The organism is Streptomyces sp. NPDC007863, assembly GCF_040633895.1.
Classification (GTDB): domain Bacteria; phylum Actinomycetota; class Actinomycetes; order Streptomycetales; family Streptomycetaceae; genus Streptomyces.
The window spans coordinates 445,612-464,483 of record NZ_JBEYEI010000001.1; the positions used below are offsets into that span (position 1 = coordinate 445,612).

Annotated in this window: 24 protein-coding genes and 1 pseudogene; 17 read left to right on the forward strand and 8 right to left on the reverse strand. The window is 72.6% G+C overall.

The annotated features are described in order from the left end of the window. Positions 1 to 242 precede the first annotated feature (242 nt). From ABZ621_RS01845 to ABZ621_RS01865, 5 genes are all read left to right on the forward strand, one after another. The gene (locus tag ABZ621_RS01845) at positions 243 to 584 is read left to right on the forward strand and encodes a metalloregulator ArsR/SmtB family transcription factor (protein WP_360599614.1); all 342 of its coding nucleotides are present in this window, start codon (positions 243 to 245) and stop codon (positions 582 to 584) included. After that, positions 581 to 2,371, forward strand: a complete 1,791-nt coding sequence (locus ABZ621_RS01850; RefSeq protein ID WP_360599615.1) for a SulP family inorganic anion transporter — start codon at positions 581 to 583, stop codon at positions 2,369 to 2,371. Before ABZ621_RS01845 ends, ABZ621_RS01850 begins: the two co-directional genes overlap by 4 nt. After that, positions 2,368 to 2,571, forward strand: coding sequence for a hypothetical protein (locus tag ABZ621_RS01855; protein WP_360599617.1), 204 nt, complete (start codon positions 2,368 to 2,370; stop codon positions 2,569 to 2,571). Before ABZ621_RS01850 ends, ABZ621_RS01855 begins: the two co-directional genes overlap by 4 nt. A gap of 99 nt (positions 2,572 to 2,670) precedes the next feature. Further along, the gene (locus ABZ621_RS01860) at positions 2,671 to 3,084 is read left to right on the forward strand and encodes an STAS domain-containing protein (protein WP_360599619.1); all 414 of its coding nucleotides are present in this window, start codon (positions 2,671 to 2,673) and stop codon (positions 3,082 to 3,084) included. 200 nt (positions 3,085 to 3,284) lie between these two features. Beyond that, entirely contained in the window at positions 3,285 to 3,707 is a 423-nt protein-coding gene (locus tag ABZ621_RS01865; protein WP_360599621.1) for a metalloregulator ArsR/SmtB family transcription factor, read from the forward strand. Between the two features lie 182 nt (positions 3,708 to 3,889). On the opposite strand, the gene ABZ621_RS01870 is transcribed toward ABZ621_RS01865, so the two are convergent. Next, positions 3,890 to 4,336: a hypothetical protein gene (locus ABZ621_RS01870; RefSeq protein ID WP_360599623.1), complete on the reverse strand. Its 447-nt coding sequence runs from the start codon at positions 4,334 to 4,336 to the stop codon at positions 3,890 to 3,892. Positions 4,337 to 4,530: 194 nt separating this feature from the next. On the opposite strand from ABZ621_RS01870, the gene ABZ621_RS01875 reads away from it, so the two are divergent. Then, positions 4,531 to 4,707: a hypothetical protein gene (locus tag ABZ621_RS01875; protein ID WP_360599625.1), complete on the forward strand. Its 177-nt coding sequence runs from the start codon at positions 4,531 to 4,533 to the stop codon at positions 4,705 to 4,707. Between the two features lie 538 nt (positions 4,708 to 5,245). Here ABZ621_RS01875 and ABZ621_RS01880 read toward each other — a convergent pair. Further along, a complete protein-coding gene (locus ABZ621_RS01880) occupies positions 5,246 to 5,461 on the reverse strand; it encodes an e9imm peptide (RefSeq protein WP_360599627.1) in 216 nt (71 codons plus the stop codon). A 410-nt stretch (positions 5,462 to 5,871) separates the two neighbouring features. Between ABZ621_RS01880 and ABZ621_RS01885 the strand changes: the two genes are divergently transcribed. Together ABZ621_RS01885 and ABZ621_RS01890 are read left to right on the forward strand one after the other, a co-directional pair. Further along, positions 5,872 to 7,698 (forward strand): rhamnogalacturonan lyase, encoded by a 1,827-nt coding sequence (locus tag ABZ621_RS01885; RefSeq protein ID WP_360599628.1) that lies wholly within the window; start codon positions 5,872 to 5,874, stop codon positions 7,696 to 7,698. Positions 7,699 to 7,966: 268 nt separating this feature from the next. Continuing rightward, positions 7,967 to 8,101, forward strand: coding sequence for a hypothetical protein (locus ABZ621_RS01890; RefSeq protein WP_360599630.1), 135 nt, complete (start codon positions 7,967 to 7,969; stop codon positions 8,099 to 8,101). Positions 8,102 to 8,229: 128 nt separating this feature from the next. Here ABZ621_RS01890 and ABZ621_RS01895 read toward each other — a convergent pair whose 3' ends face one another. Further along, complete coding sequence (locus tag ABZ621_RS01895) at positions 8,230 to 8,841, reverse strand: TetR/AcrR family transcriptional regulator (protein ID WP_360599632.1); 612 nt, start codon at positions 8,839 to 8,841, stop codon at positions 8,230 to 8,232. 197 nt (positions 8,842 to 9,038) lie between these two features. On the opposite strand from ABZ621_RS01895, the pseudogene ABZ621_RS01900 reads away from it, so the two are divergent. After that, positions 9,039 to 9,951 (forward strand): annotated as a pseudogene (locus ABZ621_RS01900) (TIGR03620 family F420-dependent LLM class oxidoreductase). Positions 9,952 to 10,785: 834 nt separating this feature from the next. Here the strand turns inward: ABZ621_RS01900 and ABZ621_RS01905 are convergent. Then, entirely contained in the window at positions 10,786 to 11,235 is a 450-nt protein-coding gene (locus tag ABZ621_RS01905) for a MarR family transcriptional regulator (protein ID WP_360599634.1), read from the reverse strand. 58 nt (positions 11,236 to 11,293) lie between these two features. Here ABZ621_RS01905 and ABZ621_RS01910 point away from each other — a divergent pair, with 58 nt between their 5' ends. From ABZ621_RS01910 to ABZ621_RS01920, 3 genes are all read left to right on the forward strand, one after another. Beyond that, positions 11,294 to 11,893: a TIGR03086 family metal-binding protein gene (locus ABZ621_RS01910; protein WP_360599635.1), complete on the forward strand. Its 600-nt coding sequence runs from the start codon at positions 11,294 to 11,296 to the stop codon at positions 11,891 to 11,893. Continuing rightward, complete coding sequence (locus ABZ621_RS01915) at positions 11,887 to 12,294, forward strand: hypothetical protein (protein WP_360599637.1); 408 nt, start codon at positions 11,887 to 11,889, stop codon at positions 12,292 to 12,294. The genes ABZ621_RS01910 and ABZ621_RS01915 overlap by 7 nt, the downstream gene beginning before the upstream one ends. Positions 12,295 to 12,606: 312 nt before the next feature. Continuing rightward, positions 12,607 to 13,353: a methyltransferase domain-containing protein gene (locus ABZ621_RS01920; RefSeq protein WP_360599639.1), complete on the forward strand. Its 747-nt coding sequence runs from the start codon at positions 12,607 to 12,609 to the stop codon at positions 13,351 to 13,353. 538 nt (positions 13,354 to 13,891) lie between these two features. On the opposite strand, the gene ABZ621_RS01925 is transcribed toward ABZ621_RS01920, so the two are convergent. The 4 genes from ABZ621_RS01925 to rpmB all read right to left on the reverse strand — a co-directional run bounded on the left by ABZ621_RS01925 (position 13,892) and on the right by rpmB (position 15,951). Beyond that, positions 13,892 to 15,100, reverse strand: coding sequence for a GTP-binding protein (locus ABZ621_RS01925; RefSeq protein WP_360599640.1), 1,209 nt, complete (start codon positions 15,098 to 15,100; stop codon positions 13,892 to 13,894). A gap of 4 nt (positions 15,101 to 15,104) precedes the next feature. After that, positions 15,105 to 15,275 (reverse strand): 50S ribosomal protein L32, encoded by a 171-nt coding sequence (rpmF, locus tag ABZ621_RS01930; protein WP_360599642.1) that lies wholly within the window; start codon positions 15,273 to 15,275, stop codon positions 15,105 to 15,107. 134 nt (positions 15,276 to 15,409) lie between these two features. After that, positions 15,410 to 15,715, reverse strand: a complete 306-nt coding sequence (gene rpsN, locus ABZ621_RS01935) for a 30S ribosomal protein S14 (protein ID WP_360599644.1) — start codon at positions 15,713 to 15,715, stop codon at positions 15,410 to 15,412. After that, positions 15,715 to 15,951, reverse strand: a complete 237-nt coding sequence (gene rpmB, locus ABZ621_RS01940; protein WP_360599646.1) for a 50S ribosomal protein L28 — start codon at positions 15,949 to 15,951, stop codon at positions 15,715 to 15,717. The genes rpsN and rpmB overlap by 1 nt, the downstream gene beginning before the upstream one ends. A gap of 64 nt (positions 15,952 to 16,015) precedes the next feature. Here rpmB and rpmG point away from each other — a divergent pair, with 64 nt between their 5' ends. The 5 genes from rpmG (at position 16,016) to ABZ621_RS01965 (ending at position 18,810) form a co-directional block, all read left to right on the forward strand. Continuing rightward, on the forward strand, positions 16,016 to 16,180 hold the full coding sequence (gene rpmG / locus ABZ621_RS01945) for a 50S ribosomal protein L33 (RefSeq protein ID WP_169090767.1): 165 nt from the start codon (positions 16,016 to 16,018) through the stop codon (positions 16,178 to 16,180). 99 nt (positions 16,181 to 16,279) lie between these two features. Then, positions 16,280 to 16,528 (forward strand): type B 50S ribosomal protein L31, encoded by a 249-nt coding sequence (locus tag ABZ621_RS01950; protein ID WP_360599648.1) that lies wholly within the window; start codon positions 16,280 to 16,282, stop codon positions 16,526 to 16,528. After that, positions 16,525 to 17,688 carry a GTP-binding protein gene (locus ABZ621_RS01955; RefSeq protein ID WP_360599650.1) on the forward strand — a complete coding sequence of 388 codons (1,164 nt, stop codon included), beginning with the start codon at positions 16,525 to 16,527 and terminating at the stop codon, positions 17,686 to 17,688. Before ABZ621_RS01950 ends, ABZ621_RS01955 begins: the two co-directional genes overlap by 4 nt. 56 nt (positions 17,689 to 17,744) lie before the next feature. Beyond that, complete coding sequence (gene rpsR / locus ABZ621_RS01960; RefSeq protein ID WP_360599652.1) at positions 17,745 to 17,981, forward strand: 30S ribosomal protein S18; 237 nt, start codon at positions 17,745 to 17,747, stop codon at positions 17,979 to 17,981. An 85-nt stretch (positions 17,982 to 18,066) separates the two neighbouring features. Further along, on the forward strand, positions 18,067 to 18,810 hold the full coding sequence (locus ABZ621_RS01965; RefSeq protein ID WP_360599654.1) for a helix-turn-helix domain-containing protein: 744 nt from the start codon (positions 18,067 to 18,069) through the stop codon (positions 18,808 to 18,810). Positions 18,811 to 18,872 lie beyond the last annotated feature (62 nt).

Here is an 18,872-nt window from a genome sequence, read left to right on the forward strand (position 1 = left end):
CCGCTGCCCAAGCGGTCTGAGCCGCCCGCTCCCGGGATCGTGGTGATGCAGGCCGCCCTGGGGGCCGGCGGCGAGGATCACGGCGTGCGGGGTCGGTGGGGCTCCCGGCTCGGGCGGCGCCACTCCGTATCTCTGATGAATTGCATAATTCGGCAATTCAATACATGCTGTATTCATTCGATCAGGTCCGCTCCGGTCGGATGACGGACGGCGAACGACACAGAGAGGGAGCGTGCTGAGGCGTGTCGGTTCCGCTCTACCAGGCCAAGGCCGAGTTCTTCCGGATGCTGGGGCACCCGGTCCGCATCCGTGTCCTGGAGCTGCTCCAGGACGGTCCGATGGCCGTACGCGATCTGCTGGCCGCGATCGAGGTGGAGCCGCCCGCGCTGTCGCAGCAGCTGGCGGTGCTGCGCCGCTCCGGCATCGTGACGTCCACCCGCGAGGGCGCGACCGTCGTCTACACCCTCGCCAGCGGTGACGTCGCCGACCTCATGCGCGCCGCCCGGCGCATCCTCACCGAGGTGCTGTCCGGGCAGAACGAACTCCTCGCCGAACTCCGGGAGGCCCGGGTCCCCGCCCGATGAGCACCACGCGCACGAGGAGCGAGGCGTCGGGCCGTACGGGCGAGGCGTCGGGCCGTACGGGCGAGCGCCGGACGGGCGGGCTGCGGGCCCTGCTGCCGGTGCGCGCCGACTTCGCCGCCATGGGCCGCGACCCGCGTCGCGACCTGCTCGCGGGCCTCACCGTGGCCGTCGTCGCGCTGCCGCTCGCGCTCGGTTTCGGCGTCTCCTCCGGGCTCGGCGCCGAAGCCGGCCTGGCGACGGCCGTCGTGGCCGGGGCGCTCGCCGCGCTCTTCGGCGGCTCGAACCTCCAGGTCACCGGGCCCACCGGGGCGATGACCGTCGTCCTCGTCCCCATCGTGGCCCAGTACGGCCCCGGCGGTGTCCTGACGGTCGGCCTGATCGCCGGCGCGATCGTGATCGCCCTGGCCGTGGCCCGCGCCGGCCGGTACATGGCCTACATCCCCGCCTCCGTGGTGGAGGGCTTCACCCTCGGCATCGCCCTCGTCATCGGCCTCCAACAGGTCCCGCAGGCGCTCGGCGCCCCCAAACCCGAGGGCGAGCGGGTCCTGGAGGTCACCTGGCGCGCCGTCGGCGAGTTCGTCCGGGCCCCGAACTGGACCGCCCTCGGGCTCGCGCTCGGCGTCGCCGCCCTCATGCTGATCGGTGCCCGGTGGCGGCCCACCGTCCCCTTCTCGATCGTCGCCGTGATCGCGGCCACCGTCGTCGCCCGGGTCTTCCACCTGGACGCGGCGGCACCGATCGGCGAACTGCCGGCCGGACTGCCCGCCCCCTCCCTCGGCTTCGTCGACCCCGCGCAGCTCGGATCGCTGATCGCCCCCGCGCTCGCCGTCGCCGCGCTCGCCGCCCTGGAGTCCCTGCTCTCCGCGCAGGTCGCCGACGGCATGACGGTGGGCCAGAAGCACGACCCCGACCGGGAACTGTTCGGCCAGGGCCTCGCGAACCTCGCCGCGCCGCTGTTCGGCGGCGTCCCGGCGACCGGCGCCATCGCCCGTACGGCGGTCAACGTCCGTACCGGAGCCTCCTCCCGGCTCGCCGCCCTGACCCACGCCGCCGTTCTCGCCGTGATCGTCTTCGCCGCCGCGCCCCTGGTCTCCGCGATCCCGCTGGCCGCCCTCGCCGGAGTACTCCTCGCCACCGCCGTCCGGATGGTCGAGGTCGGCTCGCTGCGGGCGATGGCGAGGGCCACCCGCGCCGACGCCGTCGTCCTCGTCCTCACCGCGGCGGCGACCCTCGCCCTCGACCTCGTGTACGCCGTGATCATCGGCTTCGTCGTCGCCGGCGCCCTCGCCCTGCGCGCCGTCGCCCAGCAGGCCCGCCTCGCCGAGGTGGACTTCGCGGCCGACCTGCCGGGCGAGCACAGCGCCGAGGAGCACGCCCTGCTCGCCGAGCACATCGTCGCGTACCGGATCGACGGCCCGTTGTTCTTCGCCGCCGCCCACCGCTTCCTCCTCGGACTCTCCGAGGTGGCGGACGTCCGCGTCGTCATCCTCCGCATGTCCCGCGTGACCACCGTCGACGCCACCGGCGCGCTCGTCCTCAAGGACGTCGTCGAGAAGCTCCACCGGCGCGGCATCGCCGTCATGACCTCCGGGATCCGCCCCGGCCAGCGGCAGGCGCTCGACGCGGTCGGCGCGCTGGACCTCCTGCGCCTCGAAGGACGCGAGTTCGCCACCACCCCCGAGGCGATCGCGGGCGCCCGAGCCCACCTCCACGGGGCGGGGTTCCTGCCCGCCGCACCCGCCACCCCTACTGCTTCCCCCGCCGCCAACGAGGAGTCCGTCCCATGACCGCCGTCGCCACGCCCCGTCGCATGGTGCGGCGCGAGGTGCCGGTCGTCCGGCCCGCAGTCCACGTCCTGGAGACGGCCGAGGTCGCCCACCCCTTCCGTACGGTGCCCGGCTGGGCGTACGGCCCGCACGACACCCTGCTGCGGATCACCCCGCAGACCGTGACCGGGTACCGGCTCGGCACGGTGAAGCCCGTGTGACAGCGGCCCCGGGACGGGGCGTACCCCCCACCGCCACCCCACCCCCAACACTCCCACCTCTCCCCTCCCCCCTCCGCCCGTGAAGACGAAGGCAACGCGATGACCATCGAATGGCGCTACACCCTCCACCCCCGCCTCAGCGTGCTGTCCCTGTCGGGATACCTCGGGGCGGACGCGGTCGGCCGGTTCAGCGGCGCCGTGGGCTGGGTCCTGGCCCGCGGGACGGGCCCCGTCGTCCTCGACCTCACCGGCCTGCGAGGCTGGTCGGCCGGCGGGCAGCTGGCCGTCGCGGAGGCCGCCCGGCGCCTCGCGGGGGAGGGGCGAGGCCTGGAACTCGCCGCGATCCCCGCCGACGGCTCCCTCGTCCCCACGGGCGACACCCCCCAGATGGCCGTCCACTGCGACCTGGAGGCCGCGCTGGCCGCGCACCACGGCGGCGGCGAGGAACAGCGCGAGTGGTGCAGCGACGACTGGCCCGGCACGCGCACGCTCGCGACCCCGTCCGGAATCTGACGCCGGGAGAGGCCGCGTACTCCCGGGTCCCCCTCTCGCTGTGCGTGCGAGAGGGGGACCCGGGCCGATCCGGGTGACCCCGCTCCGGCGCCCGGACACCCCGGGCTCGGCGTCGCGACCCGCAGCGGCGAGGATGTCCCCATGGTGAACAGTTCTGGACGGGCGGGATCGGCACGGGACCCGCGGCGGCGGTGGGCCCGGTGAAGGCGCCGCTCTACCAACTGAAGGCCGAGTTCTTCAAGACGCTCGGACATCCCGTACGCATCCGGGTCCTGGAACTGCTGAGCACGCGGGACCACGCGGTCTCCGAGATGCTCGCCGACGTGGACGTCGAGGCGGCGCACCTCTCGCAGCAGCTCGCCGTCCTGCGCCGCTCGAACCTGGTCGTCGCCCGCCGTGAGGGCTCGTCGGTGTACTACTCGCTGACCAGCCCCCAGGTCGCCGAACTCCTCGCCGTCGCACGCTCGATCCTGTCCGGGGTGCTGGAGGGCCAGGCCGAACTGCTCGCCGACCTCCACGGAAGCGCGGAGCGCGAGTCGAAGCAGGCCACCGGCCCCGAGGGGCAGGAAGGCCCGACCCCACCCGGCCGGACACCCTCTCCGACTCCGCCACCGCGCACCTGACGCGCCGACCGACCGCCGACGCGAAACCGCACAGGAGCGCCCGGCGCGCCGTCGCCGTCGCGGGCGGACCGGGCGGGTGAACGGGGCGGCCACCGCAGAACGCCAGGAGGCCCCGCCCGGAACCGCCCGCCTGCCGCACGACGACATCGCCCGGCGAGCGACCGCACCATCACCTGCCCGGTCTACTCCCCGGCGAGATCGATCCCCTTCCGTTCGGCGAGCTCTCGCAGCTTCTCGGCGTCGTCGACGGGTACGTACACGAACGCCCGCAGACCCGCGCCGTCGGCGTCGCGGCGCAGGAGGTAGCTGCCGAAGCTGTCGGTCATCAGGTCGCCGTCCCCGTCGTAGAAGAGCCACCGGACGCGGACGAGATAGACGGCGTCGCTCAGCTGATCGCGGCTCAGCAGCTCATGGCCGACCGCCGTCAGGCCGAGCCGACGGTAGAGGGGGTACGAACGCTTCAGCCCGTCGGCCATGGCCTCCCGGGTCTCCACGACGCCGACGCTGCGATCGTCGAGGATCATGCCCGGGGCGCCCCACAACGCGGCCGCCGCCTCGGCGTCGAAGGAGGCGAGGGCGCCGGCGTACCGGACGAGGAAGTCGTCGAGCTCGGCTGTGATGTCGTTCATGCCGCCCAACGTAGGCGCGGAACACTCCGGCGTTCGCCATGCCCGGGCACCCCCGTCCGCCGTGTCGCCGCGCCCCGGCGTGGCCACCGAGGGCGCGGCCGTACGCCCCCGGAGTTTGGCCGGGAGGGGATCCGCGATCCGCCGGCGTCGAGCGTGGTGTTGCATCATGGCGGGGGAGAAGGGGAGGGGACGCCATGTCTCAGGAGGAACGTGACGCGCGGCTGGGACTCACGGGCCTGACCGGTGCCGAACGAGAGGCCCGCATACGCCAGTTGAGGGAGGAAATCGACCGCACGAAGGCCGAGGCGAAGGCCGCGCTGCTCGCGATGCGGGCAGCCAGAGGGAACGTTCCTCCCCGGCCGGAGGCGTGACGCCGACCGACGGCGACGCCACCGTACGGCCCCCGCCCCGCAGCCCTCGGGCGGCCCGGCGCCCTGTGGCAGGGTGCCGGGGCCGGCGCCGTCTGGTGTCGCCGCGCAGCGACGCCCGGCTGGAGGGTGAAGGCCTCGCCGGCCGGGCTCGTCCCACAGGCCGAGTACGGGGATCCAGGCGCCCGCGACCTGAAGGACGCCGGCCGTGATCCGGCGCATCGCCACGAACGGCGGCGCCGTGCCCGACCTCCCGTCGTCCACGGCCCGGGCGATCCGACGGACATGCGGACGACGGACGTCGCCGGCGCCGCGATCAGCGCCTGAAGGTAGGCGAACCGCCGGCTGAAGGTCGTCCCGGCGACCCCCGCCGCCACGAGCTTGCTCCATGAACGCCGCCGGGCATGGCGTCGGCGCCCGCGCTGCATCCGCGTGATCACCCTCCACTCCGGGTGATGTGAACTGCTTGAACGGTTCGGCCCGTGGGGGATGGCGAACGTCACGGGTGACGATGGCCGACCTCCGGCGTCACGCGTCGACCTCACAAGGCGATCGGCCGATAGGACAGGGCCTGATCGACCACTTCAGCGGCCGAGAGATCCCGCCCTGACGGGTGGAAGATCAAGTTGCTGATGTGGCCAGTCGGCCATGCCAGGGCTCTGCCGAGCATGTCCAACCACCCGTCCGCCTCCTCTTCGGAAGCGTGGTCCGCAGCCATGATCCGCTGCACGAGGGCAACGGCCTCGGTCCGGCTCATATCCACTGTATTCATGACCACCCCCACTGCCTGGTCACCCTGACGGGGCGAGTGAGCGGCAGGACAAGTCCCGGTGGCCCTCCCCTGCACACGGAAGGGAAAGTAACGAATCCCAACATCGACGAACAACAAGATGCGACAGGATTCTTGACCAGGCGTCAGTGGGTTCCTACGCTCACCTCGCATGGGAGCGTTCCCACACCATCCGTGCCCACGAAGTCGGCGTGGTGAACGCGTCCCTCTCGTCCCACGGGCCACACGGCCACACCCTCACGCACCCCCACGCCACGGAGGCCACATTGCCCGCCCCCGCCCCTATCCCCACCCCCATCCCCACCCGCACCCCCATCCGCACGGCCGCCCCGCCCCCCTCCCTCCCCGCGCGGAGGCGGTCGGCGGGCAGGTTGCTGATGAGCGGTGTCGCGGCCGCCGTGCTCGCCGTCTCCGGGCTCGTCGCGTCGCCGCAGACCGCGCACGCCGCCACCGCCCGCCAGGTGGAACGCCTCGACCGAGGGCTGACCAGCACGCACACCGCGAGCGGGAACCTGGTCGCGTGGCGCTGGCTCGCCACCGACCCGGACAACGTGGCGTTCAACGTCTACCGGGGCACCGCGAAGCTCACCCCCACGCCCCTCGCCACCTCGACCAACTACTTCGACTCCGGCGCCGCGGACTCCGCCGACTACACCGTGCGCGCCGTGGTCAACGGCGTCGAACAGCCCGCCTCCGAAAGCGCGTTGAAGTTCCGCTCCGGCTACCTGGACGTGCCGATCTCGGCGCCCGCCGGCGGCACGACACCGGACGGCGTGGCGTACACGTACGAGGCCAACGACGCCAGTACCGGTGACCTCGACGGCGACGGCAGGCTCGACCTGGTCCTGAAGTGGCAGCCGACGAACGCCAAGGACAACTCCCAGTCGGGCTACACCGGCAACACGGTCATCGACGGCATCAGGCTCGACGGGACCCGGCTCTGGAGGATCGACCTCGGCCGCAACATCCGCTCCGGCGCCCACTACACCCAGTTCCAGGTGTACGACTACGACGGCGACGGCCGGGCCGAGGTCGCGATGAAGACCGCCGACGGCACGCGCGACGGCACGGGCACGGTGATCGGCGACGCGGCGGCCGACCACCGCAACGCGAGCGGCTACGTCCTCTCCGGCCCCGAGTTCCTCACCATGTTCAACGGCCAGACCGGCAGGGCGATGGGCACGGTCGACTACGTCCCCGCGCGCGGCACGGTCTCGTCCTGGGGCGACTCCTACGGCAACCGCGTCGACCGCTTCCTCGCCGGCACCGCCTACCTGGACGGCGCCCGCCCCTCCCTGATCATGGCCCGCGGCTACTACACGCGTACCGTCATCGCCGCCTGGGACTGGCGGGGCGGCCAGTTCACCCGCCGCTGGACCTTCGACACCAACTCCTCCACGAACGTCGGCAAGGGGTACGACGGCCAGGGCAACCACGCCCTCTCGATCGCGGACGTCGACGCCGACGGCAAGGACGAGATCGTCTACGGCGCGATGACCGTCGACGACAACGGCGCCGGACTCTGGACGACCCGCCTCGGTCACGGCGACGCGGGCCACGTCGGCGACCTCGACCCGTCCCGGCAGGGCCTGGAGTACTTCAAGGTCTCCGAGGACAAGACCAAGCCCGGCTCCTGGCTCGCCGACGCCCGCACCGGGCAGATCCTGTGGCAGACGGCCTCCGGAGCCGACAACGGCCGGGGCGTGGCCGGAGACGTCTACGCCGGCAGCCCCGGCGCCGAGGCCTGGTCCGCCTCCGACACCACCCTGCGCTCCGCGACCGGCGCATCCCTCGGCCGGGAGCCCTCCAGCATCAACTTCCTGTCCTGGTGGGACGGCGACACCGTCCGCGAACTCCTCGACGGCACCCGCATCGACAAGTACGGCACCGCCGGCGACACCCGCCTCCTCACCGGCTCCGGCGTCTCCTCCAACAACACCACCAAAGCCACCCCCGCCCTCTCCGGCGACATCCTCGGCGACTGGCGCGAGGAGGTCGTCTGGCGCACCTCGGACAACACCGCCCTGCGCATCTACGCGACACCCCACCCGACCGGCACCAGGATCACCACCCTGCTCCACGACACCCAGTACCGCACCGCCCTCGCCTGGCAGAACACCGCCTACAACCAGCCCCCGCACCCCTCCTTCTTCCTCGGCGCCGGCATGCCCACCGCACCACGCCCCACCGTCTACACCCCCTGACCGCAGACGCCGTCCACGGACGGACACCGCGGTCCGGCGCACCCTGGCGCGGGACCGCGGTGTCCGTCCGCGCGCCGACGACCTCGCCCTTACGGCAATGCCCCCACGACCACCTCGACCGGCGCACCGCACACCTGTTGAGCGCCGTCGGCCTCCGACACCGAGTGGTTCATGTCGAAGGCGAGCCTGCGGGCGGACGACCCCGTCGACGTCCCCCCGGTGGTACGCCCGGTGGGGCGCCGTCCCCGAGGAGTGCCGGGGCTGGCTGGTGCTCGCCCTCTTCGCGGACACCACCCTCGACGCCCTGCGCGCCCGGATCACCGCCCACGACCCCCTCCCGTTCGCGAACGAGGAGTCCCCGTGGCACCTCGCTCTGGAAGAGGTGGCCGGCGGCATCTGGTGACGGGGGTCCCTCCGCCCAGCGCCGCGCACGCCCGCGCCCGCACCCGCGCCCGCGGCGAAGCTTCCGCCCCGCCCGCTTCGTCTCGCGCCGGTCGAGTCGCCCCGGCCGAGCCTACGACCGTCGCCCTGTCACCCGCCGTCGCGCGGTGACCCGAACACCGCGTCGAGCACGAGGTCCAGGAGGCGGTGGGGCTGCGGCACGTTGGGCTCGCCGCCGGTCGTGGCCAGGGCGATGCCGACCACGAGGTGGACGAGGTCGTCGACGGTCACGTCGGCGCGGGCCGTTCCGTGTTCCTGGGCCCGGTCGAGCAGTCCGCTCGCCGCGTCCAGAATGCGTCGCTGACAGTCCGGGTCGGCCGCGGCGGAGGTCTCCACCAGCAGGGCGCTGCCCATGCCCTGGTTCGCCCGCGCGTGGTCGAGGAAGTCGTGCAGCCACCGCTGAAGGGCGTCGTCCGCGTCCTGCGCGCCGAGCAGCTGCTCCGCCCGCCCGCTCAAAGTGTCGATCCGGTCCCTGAGGACGGCGGTCAACAGGTCGGTCCGGCCCGGGAAGTGGCGGTACAGGGTCCCCGGACCCACCCCCGCCCTGCGGGCGATCTCGTTGAGGGACGCACCGGGGCCCGCCTCCGCGAACACCTCGCGCGCGGCCGCGACCAGGCGCTCCCGGTTGAGGCGGGCGTCCATGCGCCGTGGGGGATCGGCGGGGCTGCCGCCGGCGCCGCCGATGCCGTGCTCGGCCGTCATCGTCCTACCTTCCGTCCCCGGACGTCCGGTCCCGGTCCAGCGCATCCAGTGCTTGCATCCCATCCATCCCGTCCATCCCATCCGCTCCGCCGTCAAGGTGTGGCCAACCGGAGAGGTTCTCCGTATCGTAGCGTTCCCGGTGAACCGGAGACCCTCTCCGTTTACGTTCTGGCGACCGACCCAAGGAGTGCGAACGCATGACACCGCCCGCATCGACCAATCTCGGCCGCGTCGGAATCTGGACCTTCGCCTACGACGGACAGCCCGCCGGACGCGTACGGGAATCCGCCGCCGAACTCGAAGAGCTGGGGTACGGGGCGATCTGGTACGGAGAGGCCTTCGGTCGCGACACCTTCGGCCAGGCCTGGTTACTGCTGTCGGCGACCCGCCGCATCCCCGTGGCCTCCGGCATCGCCAACATCGCCTTCCGGGACCCGCTCGCCACCGCCGCCGCGGAACGCACCCTGGGCGAGGCCTTCCCCGGACGGTACGTACTCGGGCTGGGCGGCCACCGGGTGGACGACACCGTCCACGAGGTGGACGGCTACCCCGTACCTGCGCGAGGAAGGGCCCTGTCCACGATGCGCGCCTACCTCCAGGCCATGGACGCCGCCCCCGCCCACGGCCCCGTCCCCGACCCCGCGCCGCCTGCTCGCGGCCCTCGGCCCGAAGATGCTCGGACTGGCGGCCGCGACGACGTGGGGCGCCCACACGTACTTCGTACCGCCCGAGCACACCGAAAGGGCCCGGGCGATCATGGGGCCGGACACGTTCCTCGGCGTAGAGCAGGCCGTCGTACTGGACACCGACCGCAGCCGGGCCCGGGAGTCGGCGCGGGCGCACGTCGCCGCGTACGTCACGGCCGCCCCGCACCAGGAGGCCAACGTCCGGAGGCTGGGCTTCGGCGACGCGGACCTCGCCGCCGGCCCGAGCCGCCGCCTGGTCGACGCCATCGTCGCGTACGGGGACGCGGAGGCCGTCCGCCGCCGCGTCCAGCACCACTTCGACGCCGGCGCGGACCACGTCTGCCTCCAGGTCCTGACCCCCGACCCGACCACCCTCCCGCAGCGCGAGTGGCGCGAACTCGCCTCCGCCCTCGCGCCCCTCTGACCCTGGAAGGGGTCCGGGCCTTCCCGTAGGCGCGCCACTCGTCACCACAGTGGACAGAGCCATGCCTACGCGCCGCACTCCGACCTGCGATACGCCCACGGTCCCGGCTGCGCGCGGCCCCGCGACGGCTGGACGCCGCCGGCAAGATCCCGGCGCATGACGTTCCCGGTGCGCGGCGACTCCGAGTCGCACCGTCAAGACCTGCGTGTCAGGCCCGAGGACGACGACGCGCTCATCGACAAGCTGCGTGCCCGCGCCTGGGGCCCGGGTCGGCGGTTCGACACCGTATCGGTCCCCGCGCCTGGATCGAGGAACGCTTCGGTCCGGAGCATCTGGAGCAGAAGCGGAGCCGGACCGTCGGCGCGAACGGCGACGGGATGATCTTGCTCGAATCGCAAGCCGAGGAGGTGACGGCCTACTTCGCCGACGCTCGCGCGGGCCGGTGTTTCCACCGGTGAGGCCCCCTGAAGTCGACGCCGCCGAGGACATCATCGGACGTCCGCTGCCAGCCCTCCTCCGGAGGATCCACGCCGAGGTCGGCGACGGTGGCTTCGGCCCCGACGGCGGCCTGGCCGCGCTCGCCCTATGGCGCGGACGGCTGGGCGCCAGGCCGGGGCGAAGGCCCCGTGACGGCCTGGGCCACGCGACCGCGTCACTGCGGCGATGGTTGTGGACCTGGGCCGACGGCGGCAACGTCCGGGCCGAAGCGTTCCGTCCCTCGTCACCGATGCGCGGAGTCGCTTCGGCGGCAGCGCGCGTCATCACGTGACGTCGAAGCCGTCCCCGTCGGGCTTCTCGAAGGGGGCTGTGCCGTCCGCGCGGGAGGGCGGGGCTTCAGGAGACCCCCGTGGCCTCGGTCAGAGCCCGCAGCGCCCTCAGGAATCCTTCTCGGTCGCGGGTCGACAGGCCGGCGAGGAGGCGCTCCTCGTTCTCCTGGATGGCGGACTGGGCGGTGTCCCGGACCCGGCGGCCTTCGGGGGTGAGGGAGAGGAGGCGTACGCGGCGGTCCTTGGGGTCCGGTACGCGGTGGATCAGTTCGCGCTCCGCCAGCGCGTCGAGGACGCCGATGATCCGGGTCTTGTCCGCGCCGATGGCCTCGGCCAGCGCGGCCTGCGTGCGGATCGGGGCCTCGTCGAGGTGGAGCAGGACGGCGTACGCCCACATGGTCAGGCCGTGGGCGTCGAGCACCGGCCGTTCCGCGGCCATCAGGGCGCGGCCCAGCGGCACGACCATCGCCGCGAGGTCGGGGCGGCGCTCTTCTCCCGGGGTTGCGTTCTCGGACATGGGCACGAAAATACCCGTTGACAAATCGTAGGCTCACGCAGATCGTAAGCGTATGCCTATGAATATCGAGGGGAACGCCTTCGACGACCTGAGGCGTCTTCACGCCCGTGCCGTCCGCGACACCGTGCGCCTGGTCGCCGGCGTCACGCCCGCCGACCTGGCCAGGCCCACGCCCTGTGCCGGGTGGGACTTGAACGACCTGCTCGACCACATGACGGCCCAGCACCACGGGTTCGCGGCGGCAGCCGAAGGCAACGGCGCGGACCCGGCCCAGTGGGAGGTGACGGACGGCGGATACGGGAAGGCCGCCGACCGGGTCCTCGCCGCCTTCGAGGCCGTCGACGACCCCGACCGTCCCTTCGCCCTGCCGGAGTTCGGTACGGGGACGACCGTCAAGGCCCGGCGCGCCCTCGGATTCCACCTCCTCGACTACGTCGTGCACGGCTGGGACGTCGCCCACGCCCTGGGAATCCCGTACGACCCCGACCCGGACGTCCTCGACGCCGCGCTGCCGATCGCCCTCGCCGTCCCCGACGGGGACTTCCGGCGCGCTCCGGGCAGCCCGTTCGCCCCCGGGCTCGCGGCCGCCGCCGACGCGTCCGTCCTGGAACGGATCCTCGCGATGCTCGGGCGGCGCCCGGCGGACGCCGCGTGCTGAGGTCGTCCTGGACGCCGGGCCCGCTTCCCGCCCCCGTCGCCGCGACCCCGCCTGACATCACCGTCACCGTCACCGCCTTCCGTCCCGACCGGATCGCCGACCTGCCGGGCGTCTTCCGTGCCGCCCGCACCCTGGCGGCGCGATGGGCCGAGCTGGAGGGCGCGTACGGGATGTGGCTCTGGGCACGGCCTCTGTCCCGACGCGTGGGCTCGGTCGCGGTCTGGCGCGACGAGGAGGCCCTCGGAAGCTTCGTCGCCTGGCCGCCACACGTCGAGATCATGCGTGCGTACCGTGGGCGGGGCGCCCTGACCACGACCACCTGGCGCCGCCCGGAGCCGTACGACCCGGAGACCATCTGGACCCACGCCCGCGAGTTCCTCGCACGCCCGCGGGCTCACTGATCGTTTCGGAATGACGTTCGAGAAGACGCCGGCGTGCTGGTCGGGTTGTCGGCCGAGGTCGGTCAGGTGCCACGGGTTACGGAGTGGTTGACGCAGGCCGTGACAGGCCGGCGACTCGCGTGGCACGAGGCGCCCGTCGGCACGGCGCAATTGCGCTGGACACGGTGATCACAGCGGTCGTAGCCTCGGCCGGTCCCAGCCTTCATGCGTTCGAAGAGGTGTATCCGATGACGGTTCAGGTTCTCGCGGTCAGCTCCCGTCGGCCGCTCAGCCCCACCGTTGTGACCTCCACGAACCGAAGGAACCCCTGTCATGGATCTGCCGCGTAGCTTCACCATCCGCGAGAGCAGCCACCGCATCTGCAACCCCTTCACCAGCGACAAGCTGGCTCTCCTGGGCCGGGCCATCAGCCCTGTGCCGGGTACGCGCATGCTCGACCTCGCATCCGGCAAGGGCGAGATGCTGTGCACCTGGGCCCGGGACCACGGTGTCACCGGCACCGGGGTCGACATCAGCACCGTCTTCCTCGACGCCGCCCGTGAGCGGGCTGCGGAACTGGGCGTTGCCGACCGGGTCGACTTCGTGCATGCCGATGCCTCGGGCCACGTCGCCGGTGATCCCGTGGGAATCGCCGCCTGCGTCGGCGCGACCTGGATCGGCTCCGGAGTCGCCGGCACCGTCGAACTCCTGCGGCGCAGCCTCGCTCCCGGCGGGATGATGCTGATCGGCGAGCCGTACTGGCGCCGCGAGCCCGAGGACCAGACGGTCGTCGAGGGCTGCCACATGGCCCGCGAGGACGACCTGCTCACCCTGCCGGAACTGCTCCGGCAGTTCGGTGACCTGGGCTGTGACGTCGTCGAGATGGTCCTCGCCGACCAGGACAGCTGGGACAGGTACGTCTCGGCGCAGTGGCTCAACATCCGGCGCTGGCTCGACGCCAACCCCGACGACGAGCTCGCCGACGAGATGCGCGCGGAACTGACCGCGGCGCCCGTCCAACACGCCAGGTACCAGCGTGAATACCTCGGGTGGGGCGTCTTCGTCCTGATGGACCGCTGACGAACCACCACGATGTGAGCCCCGGCACCACCGGCCGGGGCCCCCATCGTGGCGCCACCGGCTCACACCGGGCCTTCGCCGGTCGACCGCACGCGGCCGGGCGGGACGCACCACCTGATCACCGACCGGGCAGGCTGCTCGCCGACCGTCGCTACGACCTCGACGAGTACCGGCGCGTTCTCCGAGTGCGACAAGCCGGAGTGTCCGCTGTCGGCCCTGGCCACTGGACGCGAACCCGTGATGCGGCTGCCTTCGGATCGTGGCCTGAGACGTGACCGGGTGAGTGAGTCCTACCAGGCCGGTCGTGGATCCTGTCGCTCGACGGAGAAGCCGGGCGGGACGGCCGTTTCCGTGCGCCACAGCAGCCCCGGGCTGGGTGGGTACCCATGCGAGGGTCCACCGCTGGTCTGCCCGGCCATGGACAAGCGGGCCTCGTTTCATGGCCAGAGGCACGGCATGGCGCGGCACGACGAGGACCGGGCCGGACGGTGCCGTGGCTGCGACCACCGTCCGGCCCGGATTCTTCCGGCCTGCCGTGTCAGGCCGCGTACTCGTGCCCGCGCTCGTGTCCGTGCGCCTGTCCGTGCGCGTGCCCGGGTTCGTGTTCGCAGGCGTCGTCGATGCCGTACGTCTCCCACTCGGGGAACTCGTCCTCGGCGGGTGCGGGTTCGCCCGGGGTCAGGAGGCAGGCCTCCAGTGCGGCGCGCAGGGCTTCGGGGCGCAAGTCGGTGCCGATGAAGACCAGTTCCTGGATCTGGGCGGTCTCCGGGCCTGCGGCGCCGGCGGGTTCGAATCGTGCGACGGCGCCGGCCTGGGACCAGAGGCCGGTCACGTGAGGACGGCTGGCGAGCCGGAAGAAGCCCTTGGAGCGGAGGATCCGCCCGTAGGTGCCGCTGTCCAGGCCTTCGGTGACGAGGGTCCACAGCCGTCCGGGGTGGAAGGCGCGGTCGGCGCGGAAGACCAGGGAGGAGATGCCGTACTCCTCGGTCTCCGGTACGTGGTCGCCGTTGAGCTCCTTCACCCACCCCGGAGCCTGCTGGGCCCGTTCGACGTCGAACAGCCGGGTTCCCAGGATCTGTTGGGGCGCCACCTGTCCGCGTACGGCGGGCACGACGCGTGCCTCCGGGTTGAGCCGGGACAGGGCCGCCCGGAGCCGACGGGCCTCGTCGGGGCCGACCAGGTCCAGCTTGTTCAGGACGATGACGTCGGCGAACTCGACCTGATCCACGAGGAGATCGCTGATCGTGCGCTCGTCGTCCTCGTACGGCGCGAGGCCGCGGGCCGCCAGTTCCTCGCCTCCGTCGAGCTCCCGGAGGAAGTTCGCGGCGTCGACGACGGTGGCCATCGTGTCGAGGCGGGCCAGGTCGCCGAGGGTGGCGCCGTCGTCCCGGGGGAAGGAGAAGGTCGCGGCGACCGGCATCGGCTCGGAGATGCCGCTGGACTCGACGAGCAGGTAGTCGAACCGCCCTTCGCGCGCGAGCCGTTCGACCTCCTCCAGCAGGTCGTCGCGCAAGGTGCAGCAGATGCAGCCGTTGGTCATCTCGACCAACCGTTCCTCGGTCCGCGAGAGCGCCGCCTCGCCGCCTCGGACGAGCGCGGCGTCGATGTTGACCTCGCTCATGTCATTGACGATCACCGCGACCCGAAGGCCCTCGCGGTTGGCCAGCACATGGTTGAGCAGGGTCGTCTTCCCCGCCCCGAGGAATCCGGAGAGGACCGTGACCGGCAGGCGTTCGTAGGAGGTCAACTGCTCAGCCCTCGGGACGGACGAGGCCGCGCTCGTACGCCTTCACCAGCCGCTGCGGCACCTGATGCACGACACCGTCGACGGTGACGGCCACCAGCTGCGGCGTACTGGCCTTCCACTGGGCGCGGCGGTGACGGGTGTTGCTGCGGGACATCTTCCGCTTGGGAACGGCCATGGGGTCGGGTCTCCTCGGTCGGGTCGGGGGGTGACTCGCCGAGGTTATATGAAAACGGTACCCATTATCAATTGAGGGGTGTGCGGTCTGCGCGCGTGCCCCCGCCGGGGGTTCCGGCGGGGGCACGCCCTGGTTCACCAGGAGGACTTGGTCACTCCGGGCAGGAAGCCCGCGTGGGCCTGCCGGCGGGTTCGCACGCGGGAGAGGCCGAACTTGCGGAGGTAGCCGCGGGGTCGGCCGTCGACGCTGTCGCGGTTGCGTACGCGCGTGGCGCTGGCGTCACGCGGCTGCCGCCGCAGCTCGGCCTGGGCCGCCTCGCGCTCGGCGGGGGTGGACGACGTACGGCGGATGGTCTCCTTCAGCTCGGCCCGCCGCGCGGCGTACCGCTCGACGATCGCCTTGCGCCGCTCGTTCTGCGCGATCTTGCTCTTCTTCGCCATCAGACCTTCCCGCCCCGTGCGCGGATGCGGGCCACGGCGGCCTCGACGCCGATCGCGTCCACCGTCTTGATCGCCCTGGCGCTCAGGGTGAGGCGGACGTGCCGTCCCTCGCTGGGCAGCCAGTAGCGCTTGCGCTGGATGTTGGGGTCGAACCGGCGCGAGGTGCGCCGATGGGAGTGGGAGATGTTGTTGCCGAAGCCGGGCTTCGCGCCGGTCAGCTGGCAGAGGGCCGACATGGGGGGCCGCCTTTCTCCGAAGAGGGCTGGTTGGAAATGAAAATCGTTCCCATATACTAGCCCCATGGCACGCAACGAGATCCGCCCGATCATCAAGCTCCGCTCCACCGCGGGCACCGGCTTCACCTACGTCACCCGCAAGAACCGCCGGAACGACCCCGACCGGCTCGTCCTGCGCAAGTACGACCCCGTGGCCCGGCGGCACGTCGACTTCCGAGAGGACCGCTGACCCCGGCCCCTGGGCGAAGCCCGCCTGAACCGCACCGACCCCCAGCCCCAAGCCCAGCCCCAAGTCCATCCCCCAGCCCATCCCCGAAAGGTTCCTGCCGTGAAGCCCGGAATCCACCCCGCCTACGGCCCCGTCGTCTTCCGCGACTCCGCCTCCGGCACCGCGTTCCTCACGCGGTCGACGATGACCAGCGACAAGACGGTCGAGTGGGAGGACGGCAACCTCTACCCCCTCGTCGACGTCGAGATCTCCTCCGCGAGCCACCCCTTCTACACCGGGACCGCCCGCGTCCTCGACACCGCCGGCCGCGTGGAGCGCTTCGAGCGACGCTACGGAAGCGGCCGATGAGCACGGGGCCCACGGGGAGCGAACTGGCCGTCGTGGTCGTCGCCGGCCTCCACTCCGACGCCCGGCGGGAGGTCGTCGACCGGCTCCTGCGGACCGTCCCCGGCAGCGTCGCGCTCCACCACGACCTCTCCGACGCGCCCGGCGGGACCGTCCTCCGGCTCGTGAGCGACGCCACCGGCACCGTGTCCCGGGACGAGACGCCGCTCGTCAACGACTGTGCCTGCTGCGCGCTGCGCGAGGACCTCGTCCCCGAGCTGGAACGGCTGGCGGACGGCGGGCTGACCCGGCTCGCCGTCGTGGAACTGTGGGACTCCGTGGAACCGAAGGCCATGGCGGAGGTCATCGCCGCGCACGGCCGCGACCGGCTCAGGCTCACCGGCGTCATCACCGCCGTGGACCCGGCGCTCGTCCTGCCGTACCTCGGCAACGGCGACGACCTCGCCGAGGCCGGCCTCGCGGCGGCGCCCACCGACCGGCGGACCGTCGCCGACACCTGGGCACGGCAGCTGGAGTACGCCCCCGTCCTCGCCGTCGTCGACAACGACGAAGCCGACGACGAGGACCGCGCCCTGCTCGCCCAGCTGCACCCCACCGCCCGCCAGGTGCCGGCCGCCTCCGCCGAGCTGGCCCGGGCCGCGTTCGCGGGCTTCGACGTCGAGGCCGCGGCGGCCGCCCAGCACCCCGCGTGCGCGCTCCTTCCGCAGGAAGCCGACGAGGCCGGCGTCACCACGCTCGTCTGGCACCGGCGCAGGCCGTTCCACCCCGAGCGCCTCTACCAGGCCCTTGAGGACCTGTGCTGCGCCGCCGCGCGCAGCCGCGGCCGGTTCTGGCTCGCCGACCGCCCCGACACCCTGCTCGCCTGGGACGCGGCCGGCGGTGCGCTCTGCGTCGAGAACGCCGGCCCCTGGCTGGCGTCCCTCCCCGACGCGGCCTGGGAGCTGATCCCTCCCATGCGCCGGGCGGCGGCCGCGCTCGACTGGCACCCGGAACACGGCGACTGCTGCCAGCACCTGGTCTTCACCTCGCCCGGACTCGACCGGGACGGACTGGAGCAGCTCCTCGAATCCTGTCTGCTGACCGACGCCGAGTACGCGGCCGGGCCCGACGCCTGGAAACACCTGCCCGCAGCGTTCGACTCCCTCCTCGACACCGCCGCCTGACCCTCGACGCGCAGAACCCCGAGACACCCGCCCCCCCAAGAAAGGGAGACACCGCCATGGCGCGACGCCAGGAACCCCGCAAGCCCGTGAAGTCCCGCCCCAACCCGCTCGACGCGGCGGGGATCACGTACATCGACTACAAGGACACCGATCTGCTCCGCACGTTCATCTCCGACCGGGGCAAGATCCGCAACCGCCGCGTCACCCGCGTGACCGCCCAGCAGCAGCGGGCCCTCGCCACCGCCGTCAAGAACGCCCGGGAGATGGCGCTGCTGCCGTACACCGGCCGCTGACGCTCCCCGTCCGGATGCCACACTGACGGGGTTCGGAGCGGTGCGGTCGACCGGATCGGTGCGGTCGACCGGGGGAGGGGGCAGGGTGGGTCTGGTGGTCGAGAGCCGGCCGTCGGAGGTGCCGTACATCGAACGGGTGTGGCGCAGTCGCAGCGACGCGGCCGGCCGGATGATGTCGGTCGCGACGTCGCACTGGGAGCTCGTGTTCTGGGAGCACCAGGGGGTGCCCCAGGCGGCCGTACTGGGCCCGGAGGCGAAGGCCTCCCTCGCACCCGTCCCCGGCGAGGCCGTCTTCTTCGGGATCAGCTTCGCGCTCGGCACGTCGATGCCGCACATCCCGGTGAGCGCACTGGTCGGCGGGAGCGCGGCGATCCCCGATGTGACACGGCGTTCGCTGTGGCTGAAGGGCTCGGCGTGGCACGTCCCCGACTACGACAACGCCGAGGCGTTCGTCCGGCGGATGGTCCGCGAGGGCATCGTGGACCTCGACCCGGTCGTCACCGCGGCGCTCGCCGGCACCGGCACCGGCACCGGTCCCGGCCCCGGCATCGGTTCCGGTGCCGTCCCGGACGTCTCGGAGCGCACCCTGCAGCGGCGCTTCGTCGCGGCGACGGGACTGACCCAGGGAGCGGTCCGGCAGATCCACCGGGCCCGTCAGGCGGCGGTGCTCGTCCAGGAGGGCGTACCGGCGCAGGAGGTCGTGCACCGGCTGGGCTACTTCGACCAGCCGCACCTGGCCCGCTCCCTGAAGCGGTACGTGGGGCGCACCGCCACCCAGCTCGCCACGCCGGACACGACGTTGCCGCTGTCGCTTCTGTACAAGACCTGACCCCGCGCGCCGACCTACTGTTCCTCACGTGGCCGACGGTTCTCGGCCGACCGGCCGAGAAC